General features: G+C 57.6%; 17 protein-coding genes. 3 read left to right on the top strand and 14 right to left on the bottom strand.

All coding sequences use genetic code 11. The annotated features are described in order from the left end of the window. Positions 1-50 precede the first annotated feature (50 nt). Together ABR39_RS18010 and ABR39_RS18005 are read left to right on the top strand one after the other, a co-directional pair. Positions 51-1,253, top strand: coding sequence for an MFS transporter (locus ABR39_RS18010; protein ID WP_047348028.1), 1,203 nt, complete (start codon positions 51-53; stop codon positions 1,251-1,253). Next, positions 1,250-1,627: a DUF4440 domain-containing protein gene (locus ABR39_RS18005; protein ID WP_047348027.1), complete on the top strand. Its 378-nt coding sequence runs from the start codon at positions 1,250-1,252 to the stop codon at positions 1,625-1,627. Before ABR39_RS18010 ends, ABR39_RS18005 begins: the two co-directional genes overlap by 4 nt. A 52-nt stretch (positions 1,628-1,679) precedes the next feature. On the opposite strand, the gene rpoS is transcribed toward ABR39_RS18005, so the two are convergent. The 13 genes from rpoS to cysG all read right to left on the bottom strand — a co-directional run bounded on the left by rpoS (position 1,680) and on the right by cysG (position 12,760). Continuing rightward, positions 1,680-2,672: an RNA polymerase sigma factor RpoS gene (gene rpoS / locus ABR39_RS18000; RefSeq protein ID WP_008499600.1), complete on the bottom strand. Its 993-nt coding sequence runs from the start codon at positions 2,670-2,672 to the stop codon at positions 1,680-1,682. Positions 2,673-2,732: 60 nt separating this feature from the next. Then, positions 2,733-3,857: a murein hydrolase activator NlpD gene (nlpD, locus tag ABR39_RS17995; protein ID WP_047348026.1), complete on the bottom strand. Its 1,125-nt coding sequence runs from the start codon at positions 3,855-3,857 to the stop codon at positions 2,733-2,735. A gap of 116 nt (positions 3,858-3,973) precedes the next feature. Further along, on the bottom strand, positions 3,974-4,600 hold the full coding sequence (locus ABR39_RS17990) for a protein-L-isoaspartate(D-aspartate) O-methyltransferase (RefSeq protein ID WP_047348025.1): 627 nt from the start codon (positions 4,598-4,600) through the stop codon (positions 3,974-3,976). Continuing rightward, on the bottom strand, positions 4,594-5,355 hold the full coding sequence (surE, locus tag ABR39_RS17985) for a 5'/3'-nucleotidase SurE (RefSeq protein WP_023308990.1): 762 nt from the start codon (positions 5,353-5,355) through the stop codon (positions 4,594-4,596). The genes ABR39_RS17990 and surE overlap by 7 nt, the downstream gene beginning before the upstream one ends. Beyond that, positions 5,336-6,385, bottom strand: a complete 1,050-nt coding sequence (gene truD / locus ABR39_RS17980; RefSeq protein WP_047348024.1) for a tRNA pseudouridine(13) synthase TruD — start codon at positions 6,383-6,385, stop codon at positions 5,336-5,338. The genes surE and truD overlap by 20 nt, the downstream gene beginning before the upstream one ends. Then, positions 6,382-6,861 (bottom strand): 2-C-methyl-D-erythritol 2,4-cyclodiphosphate synthase, encoded by a 480-nt coding sequence (ispF, locus tag ABR39_RS17975; protein WP_008499607.1) that lies wholly within the window; start codon positions 6,859-6,861, stop codon positions 6,382-6,384. Before ispF ends, truD begins: the two co-directional genes overlap by 4 nt. Beyond that, positions 6,861-7,571, bottom strand: coding sequence for a 2-C-methyl-D-erythritol 4-phosphate cytidylyltransferase (gene ispD, locus ABR39_RS17970; protein ID WP_047348023.1), 711 nt, complete (start codon positions 7,569-7,571; stop codon positions 6,861-6,863). Before ispD ends, ispF begins: the two co-directional genes overlap by 1 nt. A gap of 19 nt (positions 7,572-7,590) precedes the next feature. Then, positions 7,591-7,902, bottom strand: a complete 312-nt coding sequence (ftsB, locus tag ABR39_RS17965; protein ID WP_008499609.1) for a cell division protein FtsB — start codon at positions 7,900-7,902, stop codon at positions 7,591-7,593. Positions 7,903-8,068: 166 nt separating this feature from the next. Further along, entirely contained in the window at positions 8,069-8,395 is a 327-nt protein-coding gene (locus tag ABR39_RS17960) for a DUF3561 family protein (RefSeq protein WP_045286500.1), read from the bottom strand. 58 nt (positions 8,396-8,453) lie between these two features. After that, positions 8,454-9,059 carry an adenylyl-sulfate kinase gene (gene cysC / locus ABR39_RS17955; RefSeq protein WP_021241908.1) on the bottom strand — a complete coding sequence of 202 codons (606 nt, stop codon included), beginning with the start codon at positions 9,057-9,059 and terminating at the stop codon, positions 8,454-8,456. After that, entirely contained in the window at positions 9,059-10,483 is a 1,425-nt protein-coding gene (gene cysN / locus ABR39_RS17950) for a sulfate adenylyltransferase subunit CysN (protein WP_047348022.1), read from the bottom strand. The genes cysC and cysN overlap by 1 nt, the downstream gene beginning before the upstream one ends. Before the next feature lie 9 nt (positions 10,484-10,492). After that, positions 10,493-11,401, bottom strand: a complete 909-nt coding sequence (cysD, locus tag ABR39_RS17945) for a sulfate adenylyltransferase subunit CysD (RefSeq protein ID WP_010434549.1) — start codon at positions 11,399-11,401, stop codon at positions 10,493-10,495. A gap of 9 nt (positions 11,402-11,410) precedes the next feature. Continuing rightward, positions 11,411-12,760, bottom strand: a complete 1,350-nt coding sequence (cysG, locus tag ABR39_RS17940; protein ID WP_165587292.1) for a siroheme synthase CysG — start codon at positions 12,758-12,760, stop codon at positions 11,411-11,413. A 246-nt stretch (positions 12,761-13,006) separates the two neighbouring features. Here cysG and ABR39_RS17935 point away from each other — a divergent pair, with 246 nt between their 5' ends. Then, on the top strand, positions 13,007-14,050 hold the full coding sequence (locus tag ABR39_RS17935) for an aminopeptidase (protein WP_047348020.1): 1,044 nt from the start codon (positions 13,007-13,009) through the stop codon (positions 14,048-14,050). 118 nt (positions 14,051-14,168) lie between these two features. Here the strand turns inward: ABR39_RS17935 and cysH are convergent, their stop codons facing one another. Then, a complete protein-coding gene (gene cysH / locus ABR39_RS17930; RefSeq protein ID WP_023308999.1) occupies positions 14,169-14,903 on the bottom strand; it encodes a phosphoadenosine phosphosulfate reductase in 735 nt (244 codons plus the stop codon). Between the last annotated feature and the right edge of the window lie 9 nt (positions 14,904-14,912).

Here is a 14,912-nt window from a genome sequence, read left to right as displayed (position 1 = left end):
TTCGTGCTTCACCGGCCGATACGATACGCCACCTCACCGGAGGATCCATCATGACGTATCGCAGCAAAGTCGCCGCAGTCTATCTGCTAGGCTTTTTTCTTGATTTGATCAACATGTTTATTGCCAGCGTCGCGTTCCCGGCGATGGCACACGATTTTAACACCACGCCTTCAGCCCTTGCCTGGGTCAGTAACGGGTACATTGCCGGCCTGACGCTGGTGATCCCGTTCAGCAGCGTGCTGACGCGCCGCATCGGGCCAAAGCGCGTCATCCTGCTCTCGCTTTTTCTGTTCAGCGCAGCCTCTGCCGCGGCAGGACTGGCTGCAACGCTTGAAAGCCTGATCGCTTGGCGCGTGCTGCAGGGCGTGGGTGGAGGCTTACTGATCCCCGTCGGGCAGGCGCTGACCTGGCAACAGTTTAAGCCTCACGAACGCGCCCGGCTCTCCTCGGCGGTGATGCTGGTAGCGTTGCTTGCTCCCGCCTGTTCTCCTGCTGTCGGGGGACTGCTGGTACAGACGCTAAGCTGGCGATGGATATTTTTCGCCACGCTCCCGGTGGCTATCGTGACCTTTGTTCTGGCCTGTCTGTGGCTAAAACACGAAAAACCCACGATGAACGCGGTCAGACTGCTAAACCTGCCCTTACTCTCGGACCCGCTTTTGCGTTTTTCCATGCTTGTCTACGTCTGTGTGCCCGGCATGTTTATTGGTGTGAACGTCACGGGGATGTTTTATCTTCAGCACGAGGCGAACATGAGCCCGGCCGCAACGGGAATGCTGATGCTGCCGTGGTCTGTGGCATCGTTTATAGCCATCACGGCGACGGGACGTTATTTTAACCGTATCGGCCCCCGACCGCTGATTGTCGTCGGCTGCCTGCTGCAGGCGACGGGTATTCTGCTTTTGATTGATGTCAGCTCGTCAGCGCTGTTGCCTGCCGTCGCGTTTACCCTGATGGGCGCGGGAGGAAGCCTGTGCAGCAGCACGGCTCAGAGCAGCGCGTTTCTGACCACGCGCCGGGAAGATATGCCGGATGCCAGCGCCCTGTGGAATCTCAATCGTCAGTTGAGCTTTTTTGTCGGCGCCCTGCTGCTGGCACAGGCGCTGAACCTGGCGCAGATCTGGCTGCCGCCGCTCGCCGCATGGCACGGGATGTTTATTTTTGCCGCAGGCATTACCTTACTGCCTGTAATGTACGTTTTTCGTCTTAACAATACGCAGGTGCTCACCCAGCTGCGACAGGAGAATTCATGACGCCTTTCGAACACGACATTATCGACCTGCACATTGCGCTTGAGGACTGGTTAGGCAAAGGCGAAGGCGATCACGACGCCCTGCTCGCCCGCTTCAGCCCGGATTTTCTGATGATCCCGCCGGGTGGTACCCCTCTCGACTATCAGGCTCTGGCCCGTTTTCTGGAAAGCCAGCGCGGAAGCCGTCCCGGCCTGAAGATCGTCATTGATGAATTAACGACGCGACAGGCATGGACCCACGGCGCGGTGCTGCACTATCGGGAGACGCAAACCCGGCCGGACCAGCCCGTCAACGTGCGCTGGTCAACCGCGGTGCTTAATCAGGAAGGCAATCGGATAACATGGCGTCTGCTGCACGAAACGGCGCAGCCGTAGCCCAAAAGAAAAAGGCCCGTCTCACGACGGGCCTTTTTTGACGAAAGGTTGCTTATTCGCGGAACAGCGCTTCGATATTCAGACCTTGCCCCTGCAGGATTTCACGCAGGCGGCGCAGACCTTCAACCTGAATCTGGCGAACACGTTCACGGGTCAGGCCAATTTCGCGGCCGACGTCTTCCAGTGTCGCAGCTTCATACCCCAGTAAACCGAAACGACGCGCCAGCACTTCACGCTGTTTGGCGTTCAGTTCGAACAGCCATTTGACGATGCTCTGTTTCATGTCATCGTCCTGCGTGGTGTCTTCCGGGCCGTTGTCTTTTTCATCGGCCAGGATGTCCAGCAGCGCTTTCTCGGAGTCGCCACCCAGCGGGGTGTCAACGGAGGTAATGCGCTCGTTGAGACGCAGCATACGGCTTACGTCATCAACCGGTTTATCGAGTTGTTCGGCAATTTCTTCTGCGCTTGGCTCGTGGTCCAGCTTATGGGACAACTCGCGCGCGGTACGCAGATACACGTTCAACTCTTTGACGATGTGAATCGGCAGGCGAATCGTACGGGTCTGGTTCATAATAGCCCGTTCGATGGTCTGACGAATCCACCAGGTCGCGTAGGTTGAGAAACGGAACCCGCGTTCCGGGTCAAACTTCTCAACTGCGCGGATGAGACCTAAGTTGCCCTCTTCAATCAGATCCAGCAGAGCCAGACCACGATTGCCGTAACGGCGGGCAATTTTCACGACCAGTCGCAGGTTACTTTCAATCATGCGACGACGCGAGGCAACATCACCACGCAAAGCACGACGTGCGAAATAGACTTCTTCTTCGGCCGTTAGCAGTGGGGAGTAACCAATCTCCCCAAGGTAAAGCTGAGTCGCGTCCAGTACACGCTGTGTGGCGCCCTGCGATAACAGCTCTTCTTCAGCCAAATCGTTATCACTGGGTTCCTCTTCTACTAAGGCTTTTTCGTCAAAAGCCTCTACTCCGTTCTCATCAAATTCCGCGTCTTCATTTAAATCATGAACTTTCAGCGTATTCTGACTCATAAAGGTGGCTCCTACCCGTGATCCCTGAACGAGACACCCTGGCTGGCATGCCCCGTCAAATTATCGCTGCGGCAAATACTGCAGCGGGTTTACGGATTTCCCCTTGTAACGAATTTCAAAATGCAAGCGTGTAGAACTGGTTCCGGTGCTACCCATGGTAGCGATTTTTTGCCCCGCCTTAACTTCTTGTTGTTCCCGGACCAGCATTGTGTCGTTATGGGCGTAGGCACTCAGGTAATCATCGTTATGTTTGATGATAATAAGATTACCGTAACCGCGCAGAGCGTTACCGGCATACACAACGCGCCCATCTGCGGTCGCGGTGATAGCCTGTCCTTTACTCCCTGCGATATCGATCCCTTTATTTCCCCCTTCGGAGGAAGAGAAGTTTTCGATAACCTTGCCGTCAGTTGGCCAGCGCCATGCAGAGATTGGCGAACTGGATGTCATACTGCTGGCAGTCGGTTCAGTAGAGCTAACCACAGGTGCCGTTACCGGTGCTGTGACAACAGTCGCAGTCCCTTTATTATTCGGCAACATTTTGTTAGCAGTCTGATCACCTGAATCCTCAGAATACGTAATTACAGGTTGTGAAGCAACCACCGTGGTGGATTTTTGTGCAGGCTTCACGCTGTTATTTTGCGCCGTCACGTCGGCCGCAGAAACGGTGTTGCCAGGCGTGAGCGGCGTACCCGTTGCGTTGCCAACCTGAAGCGTTTGCCCAACTTCCAGACCGTACGGGGCCTGGACGTTATTGCGCTGGGCGAGGTCACGGAAATCGTTCCCGGTGATCCAGGCAATGTAGAACAGCGTATCGCCGCGCTTCACGGTATAGGTGCTGCCACCGGTATAGCTACCTTTCGGAATGTTCCCATACTGGCGGTTATAGACTATGCGGCCATTTTGGGTCTGAACAGGCTGTTCAACTGGCTGAACCTGCATTGGCTGTGTAACAGGATGTTGCACAGGCTGAATTTGTGGTGTTTGCTGCTGTGCAGCAGTACCCATTTTAGGCGGCGGCGTGATCAACATTCCGCTGGACGTGTTACCGGAGCCGCTGTTTCCACCGACGGAACTGACGGGCGCAGGAGCATTGTTAGAACTTGTACAGCCTGCCAGCCAGAGCGAAACCAGTGATAATGCCGCAACACGGCTGATGGTGAATTTAGGGCTTCCCGCGCTCATTTATCCCCCAGGAATGTGTTAACTACCAGTGACTTAAAATTTACCGTGATGGCACGAATCTTTCGCGCCACACCATACGCTGAATTTGCCTTAATAACCCTGGATAATTCCGAGTCTCAGGCCAACTCCCCCTTTACCAGAGGCACAAAGCGCACGGCTTCCACGGTGTCGATAATATACTCGCCGCCGCGCCGACGAACGCGCTTCAAAAGCTGCTGCTCGTCCCCGACAGGCAGAACAAGAATGCCCCCCTCATCCAGCTGCGACAACAGTGCCGCAGGAATTTCAGGCGGGGCCGCCGTCACGATGATAGCGTCAAACGGGGCGCGAGCCTGCCAACCCTGCCATCCATCACCGTGTCGTGTCGAAACATTATGTAAATCAAGTTGTTTCAGGCGACGACGCGCCTGCCACTGTAAACCTTTAATTCGCTCAACGGAGCACACGTGATGCACCAGATGCGCCAGGATCGCGGTTTGGTACCCCGAGCCGGTGCCAATCTCCAGCACGCGGGAGTCGGGCGTGAGCTCCAGCAGCTCCGTCATGCGCGCCACCATGTAGGGCTGCGAAATCGTCTGGCCCTGCCCGATGGGCAGCGCCACGTTTTCCCACGCTTTGTGTTCAAACGCCTCGTCTACAAATTTCTCACGCGGAACCTGAGCAAGCGCTTCAAGCACGTGCTCGTCGCGGATCCCCTGCGCGCGGAGTTGTTCCAGAAGAGTTTGTACACGTTTGTTTACCATTGCGCGTTCACTCCTGCGCGATCCAGCCAGCCCGACACCACATCATGCGCGCTATACGCGGTTAAATCTACGTGCAGCGGGGTAACCGAAACATAGCCTTCATCCACGGCGGCAAAGTCGGTATCCGGACCCGCATCGCACTTATCGCCGGGAGGGCCAATCCAGTAAAGCGTGTTGCCGCGAGGATCCTGCTGCGGGATCACCTGATCGGCAGGATGCCGGCTCCCGCAACGGGTGACGCGGATGCCTTTAATTTCATCAAGAGGAAGATCCGGCACGTTGATATTAAGGATACGCCCGGTGCGCAACGGCTCACGGCCAAGCGCTCGCAGGATCGAACAGGTTACCGCGGCAGCGGTGTCGTAGTGCGTGTGGCCGTTTAACGAGACCGCCAGCGCCGGAAATCCGAGATGGCGCCCTTCCATTGCGGCCGCCACGGTGCCGGAGTAAATCACGTCATCGCCGAGGTTGGGCCCGGCGTTAATGCCGGAAACGACGATATCCGGACGCGGTCGCATCAGCGCGTTCACGCCCAGAAAAACGCAGTCGGTTGGCGTGCCCATCTGCACGGCAATATCGCCATTTTCAAAGGTAAAGGTGCGAAGCGACGACTCAAGCGTCAGCGAGTTAGACGCTCCACTGCGGTTACGATCGGGAGCCACGACCTGCACATCCGCGAATTCGCGAAGGTGTTTCGCCAGCGTCTGAATGCCTGGCGCGTGGATCCCGTCATCGTTACTCAGCAATATTCGCATAATCACCCGAGGTGTTGATAAGTTCCCTGACAACACTGGTGGCAAAGCTACCTGCCGGCAGCCAGAAGCGTAACTCGACGGTCACGTCATCCCACCAGTTCCAGCTTAACTGCTGCGGATAGAGCAGCATCGCGCGGCGTGCTGCTTCGACTTTTTCCCGCACCAGCAAGGATTGTAATGCCTGCGCATCCGCGACGGCAGACTGCTCAGCAGCCAGGGCTTCGCCCTGGGTTCCCCAGTCGCCCGTACCGGGCAACGCGGCGGTAATCATCAGCGCTTTTGCGTCCACGCGCGACTGAACATCGGCCATTTCTTCAGCCGTTGCCACAAACCAGCTTCCGCGTCCCGCTAATTGTAGCGCATCGCCAACAACAACTTGATTCGCGTCCGGTTTTTTCAGCCTTTCGCTCACAATCTGATTAAACAACGCACTGCGGGCCGCCGACAACCAAAAACTGCGTTTATTCCTGTCGCGAACCGGCGCATCGCTTTGCGCCCAGCGCAGCGCACCCTGCAGGTTGCTGCCGCCGATACCAAAGCGCTGCGCGCCAAAGTAGTTCGGCACGCCCCGCGCGCTGATGGCATTCAGGCGCTTCTCGACGTCATCGCGGTCGGTCACTTCGCGCAGCACCAGCGTAAAGTCGTTCCCTTTCAACGCGCCCAGACGCAGTTTGCGCTTGTGGCGGGCGAATTCCAGTACCTTACAGCCTTCAAGCTCAAATTTACTTAAATCAGGCATCGTATTGCCCGGAACGCGCGCGCAGAGCCACTGTTCAGTGACGGCGTGTTTATCTTTCTGCCCGGCAAAGCTGACTTCGCGGGCGTGAATTTTGAGGAATTTTGCCAGCGCATCGGCCACGAAACGGGTATTGCAGCCATTTTTCAGAATACGCACCAGGATATGTTCGCCTTCGCCATCCGGCTCAAAGCCCAGATCCTCCACCACGAGGAAGTCTTCAGGGCTGGCTTTCAGCACTCCGCTCCCCTGCGGTTTACCGTGGAGATATGTCAGGTTGTCGAAGTCTGTCATTTGCTCGCCTTCACCAGCAGCGCCACGGCTTCACAGGCAATTCCTTCGCCGCGGCCGGTAAAGCCCAGCTTCTCGGTGGTTGTCGCTTTGACGTTGACATCGTCCATATGGCAGCCCAGATCTTCTGCAATAAAGACGCGCATCTGCGGAATATGCGGCAGCATTTTCGGCGCTTGGGCGATAATCGTCACGTCGACGTTGCCGAGGGTGTAGCCCTTAGCCTGAATGCGGCGCCACGCTTCGCGCAGCAGCTCGCGGCTGTCAGCGCCTTTAAACGCCGGGTCGGTGTCCGGGAACAGCTTGCCGATATCTCCCAGCGCGGCCGCGCCGAGCAGCGCGTCGGTCAGCGCATGCAGCGCCACGTCGCCATCAGAATGGGCCAGCAGTCCTTTTTCATAAGGAATGCGCACGCCGCCAATGATAATTGGGCCTTCTCCGCCAAAGGCGTGTACATCAAAACCGTGTCCAATTCGCATTATGCCTTCTCCTGATGGGTCGAACGGGTAAGATAGAATTCCGCGAGCTGTAAATCCTCGGGACGCGTCACTTTAATATTATCAGCACGCCCTTCAACAAGCGTTGGGTGGAAACCGCAATACTCCAGCGCAGAGGCCTCGTCCGTAATGGTCGCCCCTTCAGTCAGCGCACGCGTTAAGCAGTCGTGGAGTAATTCGCGGGGAAAAAACTGTGGCGTCAGCGCGTGCCATAAATCGACGCGCTCGACGGTATGGGCGATGGCCCGTTTGCCCGGCTCGGCCCGCTTCATGGTGTCGCGCACCGGGGCGGCCAGAATGCCACCCACGTTACTGGTTTCACTCAGCGCCAGCAGGCGCGCCAGATCGTCCTGGTGCAGGCACGGACGCGCCGCGTCATGCACCAGCACCCACTGCGCGTTTCCGGCAGCCTGAATGCCCGCCAGCACGGAATCGGCGCGCTCGGCACCGCCGTCGACAACGGTAATCTGCGGGTGATTTGCCAGCGGTAGCTGCGCGAAGCGCGCATCGCCCGGGCTGATGGCGATGACCACGTGCGTCACCCTGGGGTGCGCCAGCAGCGCCGCCACGGCGTGCTCGAGGATCGTTTTATCGCCAATAGAGAGGTACTGCTTGGGACATTCTGTTTGCATGCGCCGGCCAAAACCTGCGGCCGGCACCACGGCACATACGTCCGAAAAAGTTGCTGCCATGTCGTAATCCTGGGCCTGATTATCGATTGTTCTGTGCTGAGCCCTGATTGCGTTTAGACGCATCCGGAACCAGACGATAAAAGGTTTCGCCCGGCTTAGTCATACTGAGTTCATTGCGTGCGCGTTCCTCAATCGCCTCTTGCCCGCCATTGAGGTCATCAATTTCAGCAAAGAGTTGATCGTTTCGCGCCTTAAGTTTGGCGTTTGTTGCCTGCTGAGCCGCGACGTCATCACTCACCCGGCTATAGTCGTGCAGTCCGTTCTTACCGAACCACAGCGAATATTGCAGCCAGATTAGCAAAGCCAGCAACAGCAGCGTTAGTTTACCCATCCTGCCCCCTGAAAAACGGCATCCTCATCCCAAGACTTCCCCAGAGCACTACGCCGGGGTAACAGAGATGCCGCAACATCGCGGGCAAATGTACCACATTTTTTCCGCAGAATCGTCCTGCACAATATCGTCACACAGTTGGTTACGGTTTGAATTATGGCTGAAGTTAGCCCATGAGCCACAAAAATAACAGACCAAACATCAGGACCACCGTCACAATCGTGATCGCGGTACTGTACAGAAGCCTGCCGTTGAGCAGCGAGTGCAGCGCAATGCCGACGACAACCGCCACGGGCATCAGGGCCAGGAAGAAAGGCCAGGTGTAGAGAAAGAAGAACAGCGTGTTACCGCCGTAGATGAGAAACGGGATGCCAAGCGCCAGCAGCCATGAGACGAAGCCAATGATGGCCCCAGGAAATGACCAGGTCGTTTCGTCGTCGGTCGCAAGCGGCTCCGACCCGGTGGTGATAATATAATTTTCACTGTTGCGCATAGCTAATCCTGTGACCGTGACTCATCGTTCGGGAAGACAGCTCCCGAACGATACCGTCTCAGGATCTGATAATATCGTCCCGTCTCAGCAGGTCTAATAATTGGCTTACTAAATTTGTTACCAATTGTTGACCTTCGAGGTGAATCTCTGGCGATTCAGGCGCTTCGTATACCGCGTCAATTCCGGTGAAGTTGCGCAGTTCACCGGCCCGGGCTTTTTTGTACAGCCCTTTCGGATCGCGCGCCTCGCAAACCTCCAGCGGGGTGTCGACAAACACTTCGATAAAACGATCCTGACCCACGCGCTCGCGCACCATCTGACGCTCGGCGCGGTGCGGAGAGATAAACGCAGTCAGCACCACCAGCCCGGCGTCGGCCATCAGGCTGGCGACTTCCCCGACCCGGCGGATGTTCTCTTTACGATCGTCGTCGCTGAACCCTAAATCGCTGCACAGGCCGTGGCGCACGTTGTCGCCATCCAGCAGGTACGTGCTTACGCCCTGCTGATGCAACGCCTCTTCCAGAGCGCCTGCAACCGTCGATTTACCCGAGCCGGACAGCCCGGTAAACCACAGCACAACCCCACGGTGACCGTGGAGCTGTTCGCGCTGGGCGACGGTGACCGGATGAGGATGCCAGACGACGTTCTCATCATGGGCAGCCATTACTTGCCTCCCAGCAGATCGCGGGCACCCCAGTGCGGGAAGTGCTTACGCACCAGCGCGTTCAGTTCCAGCTCGAAGGCGCTGAATTCAGATGCCACGCTCGCCTGCTCGTTTGGCTCGCGCACCATTCCCGCGCCGACGGTGACGTTCGTCAGGCGGTCGATAAAGATAAGCCCACCCGTGACCGGGTTCTGCTGATACGGATCCAGCACCAGCGGTTCGTCGAAGGTCAGATCGACCAGACCAATGCCGTTCAGCGGCAGCTCAGTGACCTCGCGTTGGGTCAGGTTGTTGATATCCACCTGGAACTGAATTCCGTCCACGCGGGCGCGGGTTTTCTTGCCGGCAATTTTGATATCGTAGCTCTGGCCCGCAGTCAGTGGCTGCTCCGCCATCCATACCACGTCCACGGACGCGCCCTGCACCGCCGCCAGCGTTTCGTGGGCATCCACCAGCAGATCGCCCCGGCTGATATCAATTTCGTCTTTCAGCACCAGGGTTACCGCTTCACCAGCGCCCGCTTCCTGCAGGTCACCGTCAAAGGTGACGATGCGGGCGATGGTCGATTCCACGCCGGATGGCAGCACCTTGACGCGCTGACCCACCTTCACGGAGCCTGACGCGAGGGTGCCGGAGAAGCCGCGGAAGTCGAGGTTAGGACGGTTCACGTACTGCACCGGGAAACGCATCGGCTGGGTGTCGACCACGCGCTGGATCTCAACGGTTTCCAGCACTTCCAGCAGCGTCGGGCCGCTGTACCACGGCATATTCGCGCTCTGGGAGGCAACGTTATCCCCTTCCAGCGCCGAGAGCGGCACAAAGCGAATATCGAGGTTGCCCGGCAGCTGTTCGGCAAAGGTCAGATAGCTCTGGCGAATCTCCTCGAACTTCTCTTCGCTGAAGTTAACCAGATCCATCTTGTTGACCGCCACCACCAGGTGTTTGATCCCCAGCAGCGTGGAGATAAAGCTGTGGCGACGGGTCTGATCCAGTACGCCTTTACGGGCGTCGATCAGCAGGATCGCCAGGTCGCATGTCGACGCACCGGTCGCCATATTGCGGGTGTACTGCTCGTGCCCCGGGGTGTCGGCGATAATAAATTTGCGCTTCTCGGTGGAGAAGTAGCGGTAGGCCACGTCGATGGTGATGCCCTGCTCGCGCTCCGCCTGCAGGCCATCCACCAGCAGCGCCAGATCCAGCTTTTCGCCCTGGGTACCGTGACGTTTACTGTCGTTATGCAGGGAAGAGAGCTGATCTTCGTAAATCTGGCGCGTATCGTGAAGCAGGCGGCCAATCAGGGTGCTTTTCCCGTCATCCACGCTGCCGCAGGTCAGAAAACGCAGCAGACTTTTATGTTGTTGGGCGTGCAGATACGCTTCCACGCCGCCTTCGTTGGCAATTTGTTGAGCAATAGTGGTGTTCATGGCGGCTCCTTAGAAATAACCCTGACGTTTCTTCAGCTCCATGGAGCCTGCCTGGTCGCGGTCAATCACGCGCCCCTGTCGCTCGCTGGTGGTCGACACCAGCATCTCTTCGATGATCTCCGGCAGCGTCTGCGCGCTGGATTCCACCGCGCCGGTCAGCGGCCAGCAGCCGAGGGTACGGAAGCGTACCATCTGTTGTTTGATCACTTCACCCGGCTGCAGGTCGATGCGATCGTCATCGATCATCATCAGCATGCCGTCGCGCTCCAGCACCGGACGCTCGGCGGCCAGATACAGCGGAACGATCTCGATGTTTTCCAGATAGATGTACTGCCAGATATCCAGCTCGGTCCAGTTGGAGAGCGGGAAGACGCGAATGCTTTCGCCTTTGTTGATCTGGCCGTTGTAGTTGTGCCACAGCTCCGGACGCTGGTTTTTTGGGTCCCAGCGGTGGAAGCGGTCGCGGAAGGAGTAGATACGCTCTTTGGCGCGGGACTTCTCTTCGTCACGGCGCGCGCCGCCGAAGGCCGCATCAAAACCGTATTTATTCAGCGCCTGCTTCAGCCCTTCGGTTTTCATGATATCGGTGTGCTTGGCGCTGCCGTGCACGAACGGGTTAATGCCCATCGCCACCCCTTCCGGGTTTTTATGCACCAGCAGCTCGCAGCCGTAGGCTTTCGCGGTACGGTCGCGGAACTCGTACATTTCGCGGAATTTCCAGCCGGTATCCACGTGCAGCAGCGGGAACGGCAGCGTACCCGGATAAAACGCTTTACGCGCCAGATGCAGCATGACGCTGGAATCTTTACCGATGGAGTACATCATCACCGGGTTAGAAAACTCGGCGGCCACTTCGCGGATAATATGGATACTTTCCGCTTCGAGCTGCCGCAGGTGTGTAAGACGTTTTTGGTCCATAACCGTTCCTTAAGCCAAATTTATGACAGAAGCGCCAAAGCCTTCTGTGTCGGTTGTGTGCTGAAACCAGGCGAGCGTGCTGTGAAGCTGCACCACTTCCCCCACCACGATCAGGGCGGGCATTGGGGCGTCTTTCGCCAGGGTTGCAAGATCGTCAAGCGTGCCGATAGCAACGTGCTGATCGACGCGCGTACCGCGAGAAATGACGGCCACGGGCGTCGTCGCAGCGCGGCCGTGCTGAATAAGCTGTTCGCTGATGTCCGCCGCCTTCATCGTGCCCATGTAGATAGCCAGCGTCTGTCGGCTCTGGGCGAGGTGCGACCAGTCAAACGGCGTGCTGTCCGCCTTGTAGTGGCCAGTCACAAAGGTCACGCTCTGGGCGTAATCGCGGTGGGTCAGCGGAATACCGGCGTAGGCCGTTACCGCCGAGGCCGCCGTGATACCGGGCACCACCTGGAACGGTACCCCGGCTTCGGCTGCCGCCTGCAGCTCTTCGCCGCCGCGGCCGAAAATAAACGGATCGCCCCCTTTCAGGCGCACCACGGTTTTTCCGGCTTTTGCGGCGTCAATCAGCATCTGATTGGTGTCGTGCTGCGGGACGGAGTGCTCGCCCGCCCGTTTGCCGACGCAGATTTGCTCCGCGTCGCGACGGATCAGCTCGCGCACGCCGTCGGTAACCAGATGGTCATAGAACACCACGTCCGCGTCCTGCAGCACCTGCAGGCCGCGCAGCGTCAGGAGCCCGGCATCGCCCGGCCCCGCGCCCACCAGAATGATCTCCCCGCCCGTACTGCCGGGGTTATCCAGTTCGTCTTCGAGTATTTTTTGCGCCGCCGTCTCGTTACCGGCATGCATCAGGCTGGCAAAGCGGCCGCGAAACACGCGCTCCCAGAAGCGACGGCGCTCCGCCACGCTGGTCAGGCGGGTTTTCAGGTGGTTACGCCAGAAGCTGGCTTTTTCCGCCATCCGCCCAAGGCTGGTCGGCAGCAGCGCTTCAATTTTTTCACGCAGCACGCGCGCCAGTACCGGTGCGGTACCGCCGGAAGAGATGGCGACCAGCAGCGGAGAGCGATCGACAATCGACGGGAAGATAAACGAGCACAAAGGCTGGTCGTCAACCACGTTCACCAGCCGGTAACGCGCCTGAGCGGCATCGGAAACGCGTCGGTTCAGCTCGCGATCCTCAGTTGCCGCAATCACCAGCACCACGCTGTCGATTTGTGACTCGTCGAAATCTGCCGCTGCGACGACCTGCACCCGCGCGCCCGCGCGCTGCAAAAACGCGATTTTGCGATCGGCAATGTCACCCGTACCAACAACCAGCACCGGTTTCTCTTTAATCGCGGCAAATAAGGGCAGATAGTCCACAAGCAACAACTCACTAACAACGAGGAATAGAGGGACTATAGGGGGCGGCTTAGAGCGAATGAAATTACGAATTGGAATGAGTAGTTACTCAATGGAATAACGCGATGGAAAAGCAAATATCAAAAAGTGCTTAACACGCGAAATTTCGGGCATTTAAGAGCAATTCAAATTGTGTAAGGACGATCACAGTTTCATACTAGACGGGTCAAAATTTTGCTCTGTTTTTAAGGACTCACTATGTTTTCCGCAACGCGCCACCGTATTGCTGCCCTGGCGCTCGGCGTTTGCTTTATCCTTCCGGCTCAGGCAAAAAATCAACCGTATGGTGAAATCGCCAATATGCAGGCGCGGCACATTGCCACCGTTTTCCCCGGGCGCATGACCGGCTCACCGGCAGAAATGCTCTCCGCTGACTATATTCGCCAGCAGTTTGCCGACATGGGTTACCAGAGCGATATCCGATCGTTTCACAGCCGCTACGTTTATACCTCCAGAAATAAAACCAAAAACTGGCATAACGTGACCGGCAGTACGGTTATCGCAGCTCATGAAGGTAGCGCAAACGAGCAGATTATTATTATGGCGCACCTTGATACCTACGCGCCGATGAGTGACGCCGATACGGATAACAACCTCGGCGGTCTGACGCTGCAGGGCATGGACGATAACGCGGCAGGCCTGGGCGTGATGCTCGAACTGGCCGAGCGGATGAAGAATATTCCCACCCAGTATGGCATTCGTTTCGTTGCCACCAGCGGAGAAGAAGAGGGCAAGCTTGGCGCTGAGAATCTCCTGAAGCGCATGAGCGCTGAAGAGAAGAAAAATACGCTGCTGGTGATCAACCTCGATAACCTGATCGTCGGCGATAAGCTTTATTTCAACAGCGGACAGAGTACGCCGGGTACCGTGCGGAAGCTGACGCGCGACCGGGCACTGGCGATTGCCCGCAGCCACGGGGTTTATGCCACCAGCAACCCCGGCGGTAATCCGGACTATCCGCGGGGAACGGGCTGCTGCAACGACGGAGAAGTGTTCGATAAAGCGGGCATTCCGGTGCTGTACGTCGAAGCAACAAACTGGGCATTGGGCAAGAAAGATGGCTATCAGCAGCGGGCAAAATCGAAAGCCTTCCCGAACGGGACAAGCTGGCATAACGTGATGCTGGATAATCAGCAGCACATTGATAGCGCCCTGCCGCAGCGCATTGAACACCGCAGCCGAGATGTAGTGAAAGTAATGCTGCCGCTGGTGAAAGAGCTGGCGAAAGCGGGGAAAGCGTAGAGCGGTATTTTCCCCTCACCCCTGCCCTCTCCCCAAAGGGGCGAGGGAGAAAAGACGGCTCCGGGCGATCCCCTCTCCCCTTTGGGGAGAGGGTTAGGGTGAGGGGGAGTCAATGAAATTACCCTTCGTGCAGCCCGCACTCGCGCTTCAGCCCAAAGAATCGCGTCTCTTCTTCCGCCATTCCCGGTTCCCATTTGCGCGTGGTGTGGGTATCCCCCACTGACAGGTAGCCCTGATCCCACAGCGGATGGTACTTCAGCCCGTGCTTTTGCAGGTACTGATACACCGTCCGGTTATCCCAGTCGATAATCGGCAGCACTTTAAAGACCCCGCGCTGAACTGCCAGCACCGGCAGCGTGGCGCGGCTGCCGGACTGCTCGCGGCGCAAACCCGCGAACCAGGTCTGCGCATTAAGCTCTTTCAACGCCCGGTTCATCGGCTCAACTTTGTTGATCTCATTGTATTTCTCAATGCCCTCAACGCCCTGCTCCCACAGCTTGCCGTAGCGCGCCTCCTGCCAGGCCGCGCTTTCCGTCGCGCGGTAAACTTTGAGGTTCAGCTTGAGCTTGTCCGTCAGCTCGTCAATAAACTGGTAGGTTTCCGGGAACAGGTAGCCGGTATCGGTGAGGATCACCGGAATGTCCGGACGGATCTGATTCACCAGATGCAGGCTGACCGCCGCCTGAATACCAAAGCTCGACGACAGCACATAGTCTCCCGGCAGGTTTTCCAGCGCCCACGCCACGCGCCCTTCGGCGTCCAGCTTTTCAAGGTGAGCATTGGTTTCTGCCAGCGCCAGAATGCGTTCGACTTTTGGCAGGTCATTAAGGGCGTTTAGATCGAGTACGGACATAATTACCTC

The organism is Enterobacter genomosp. O, from assembly GCF_001022965.1.
Taxonomy (GTDB): Bacteria; Pseudomonadota; Gammaproteobacteria; order Enterobacterales; family Enterobacteriaceae; genus Enterobacter; species Enterobacter cloacae_L.
This window is presented reverse-complemented; position numbering and strand designations above follow the sequence as displayed.

Excerpts from the sequence above, each read along its gene's own strand:
- ABR39_RS18010 (WP_047348028.1), top strand. The coding sequence starts at position 51 with ATGACGTATCGCAGCAAAGTCGCCGCAGTCTATCTGCTAGGCTTTTTT.
- ABR39_RS18005 (WP_047348027.1), top strand. The coding sequence starts at position 1,250 with ATGACGCCTTTCGAACACGACATTATCGACCTGCACATTGCGCTTGAG.
- rpoS (WP_008499600.1), bottom strand. The coding sequence starts at position 2,672 with ATGAGTCAGAATACGCTGAAAGTTCATGATTTAAATGAAGACGCGGAA.
- nlpD (WP_047348026.1), bottom strand. The coding sequence starts at position 3,857 with ATGAGCGCGGGAAGCCCTAAATTCACCATCAGCCGTGTTGCGGCATTA.
- ABR39_RS17990 (WP_047348025.1), bottom strand. The coding sequence starts at position 4,600 with ATGGTAAACAAACGTGTACAAACTCTTCTGGAACAACTCCGCGCGCAG.
- surE (WP_023308990.1), bottom strand. The coding sequence starts at position 5,355 with ATGCGAATATTGCTGAGTAACGATGACGGGATCCACGCGCCAGGCATT.
- truD (WP_047348024.1), bottom strand. The coding sequence starts at position 6,385 with ATGACAGACTTCGACAACCTGACATATCTCCACGGTAAACCGCAGGGG.
- ispF (WP_008499607.1), bottom strand. The coding sequence starts at position 6,861 with ATGCGAATTGGACACGGTTTTGATGTACACGCCTTTGGCGGAGAAGGC.
- ispD (WP_047348023.1), bottom strand. The coding sequence starts at position 7,571 with ATGGCAGCAACTTTTTCGGACGTATGTGCCGTGGTGCCGGCCGCAGGT.
- ftsB (WP_008499609.1), bottom strand. The coding sequence starts at position 7,902 with ATGGGTAAACTAACGCTGCTGTTGCTGGCTTTGCTAATCTGGCTGCAA.
- ABR39_RS17960 (WP_045286500.1), bottom strand. The coding sequence starts at position 8,395 with ATGCGCAACAGTGAAAATTATATTATCACCACCGGGTCGGAGCCGCTT.
- cysC (WP_021241908.1), bottom strand. The coding sequence starts at position 9,059 with ATGGCTGCCCATGATGAGAACGTCGTCTGGCATCCTCATCCGGTCACC.
- cysN (WP_047348022.1), bottom strand. The coding sequence starts at position 10,483 with ATGAACACCACTATTGCTCAACAAATTGCCAACGAAGGCGGCGTGGAA.
- cysD (WP_010434549.1), bottom strand. The coding sequence starts at position 11,401 with ATGGACCAAAAACGTCTTACACACCTGCGGCAGCTCGAAGCGGAAAGT.
- ABR39_RS17935 (WP_047348020.1), top strand. The coding sequence starts at position 13,007 with ATGTTTTCCGCAACGCGCCACCGTATTGCTGCCCTGGCGCTCGGCGTT.
- cysH (WP_023308999.1), bottom strand. The coding sequence starts at position 14,903 with ATGTCCGTACTCGATCTAAACGCCCTTAATGACCTGCCAAAAGTCGAA.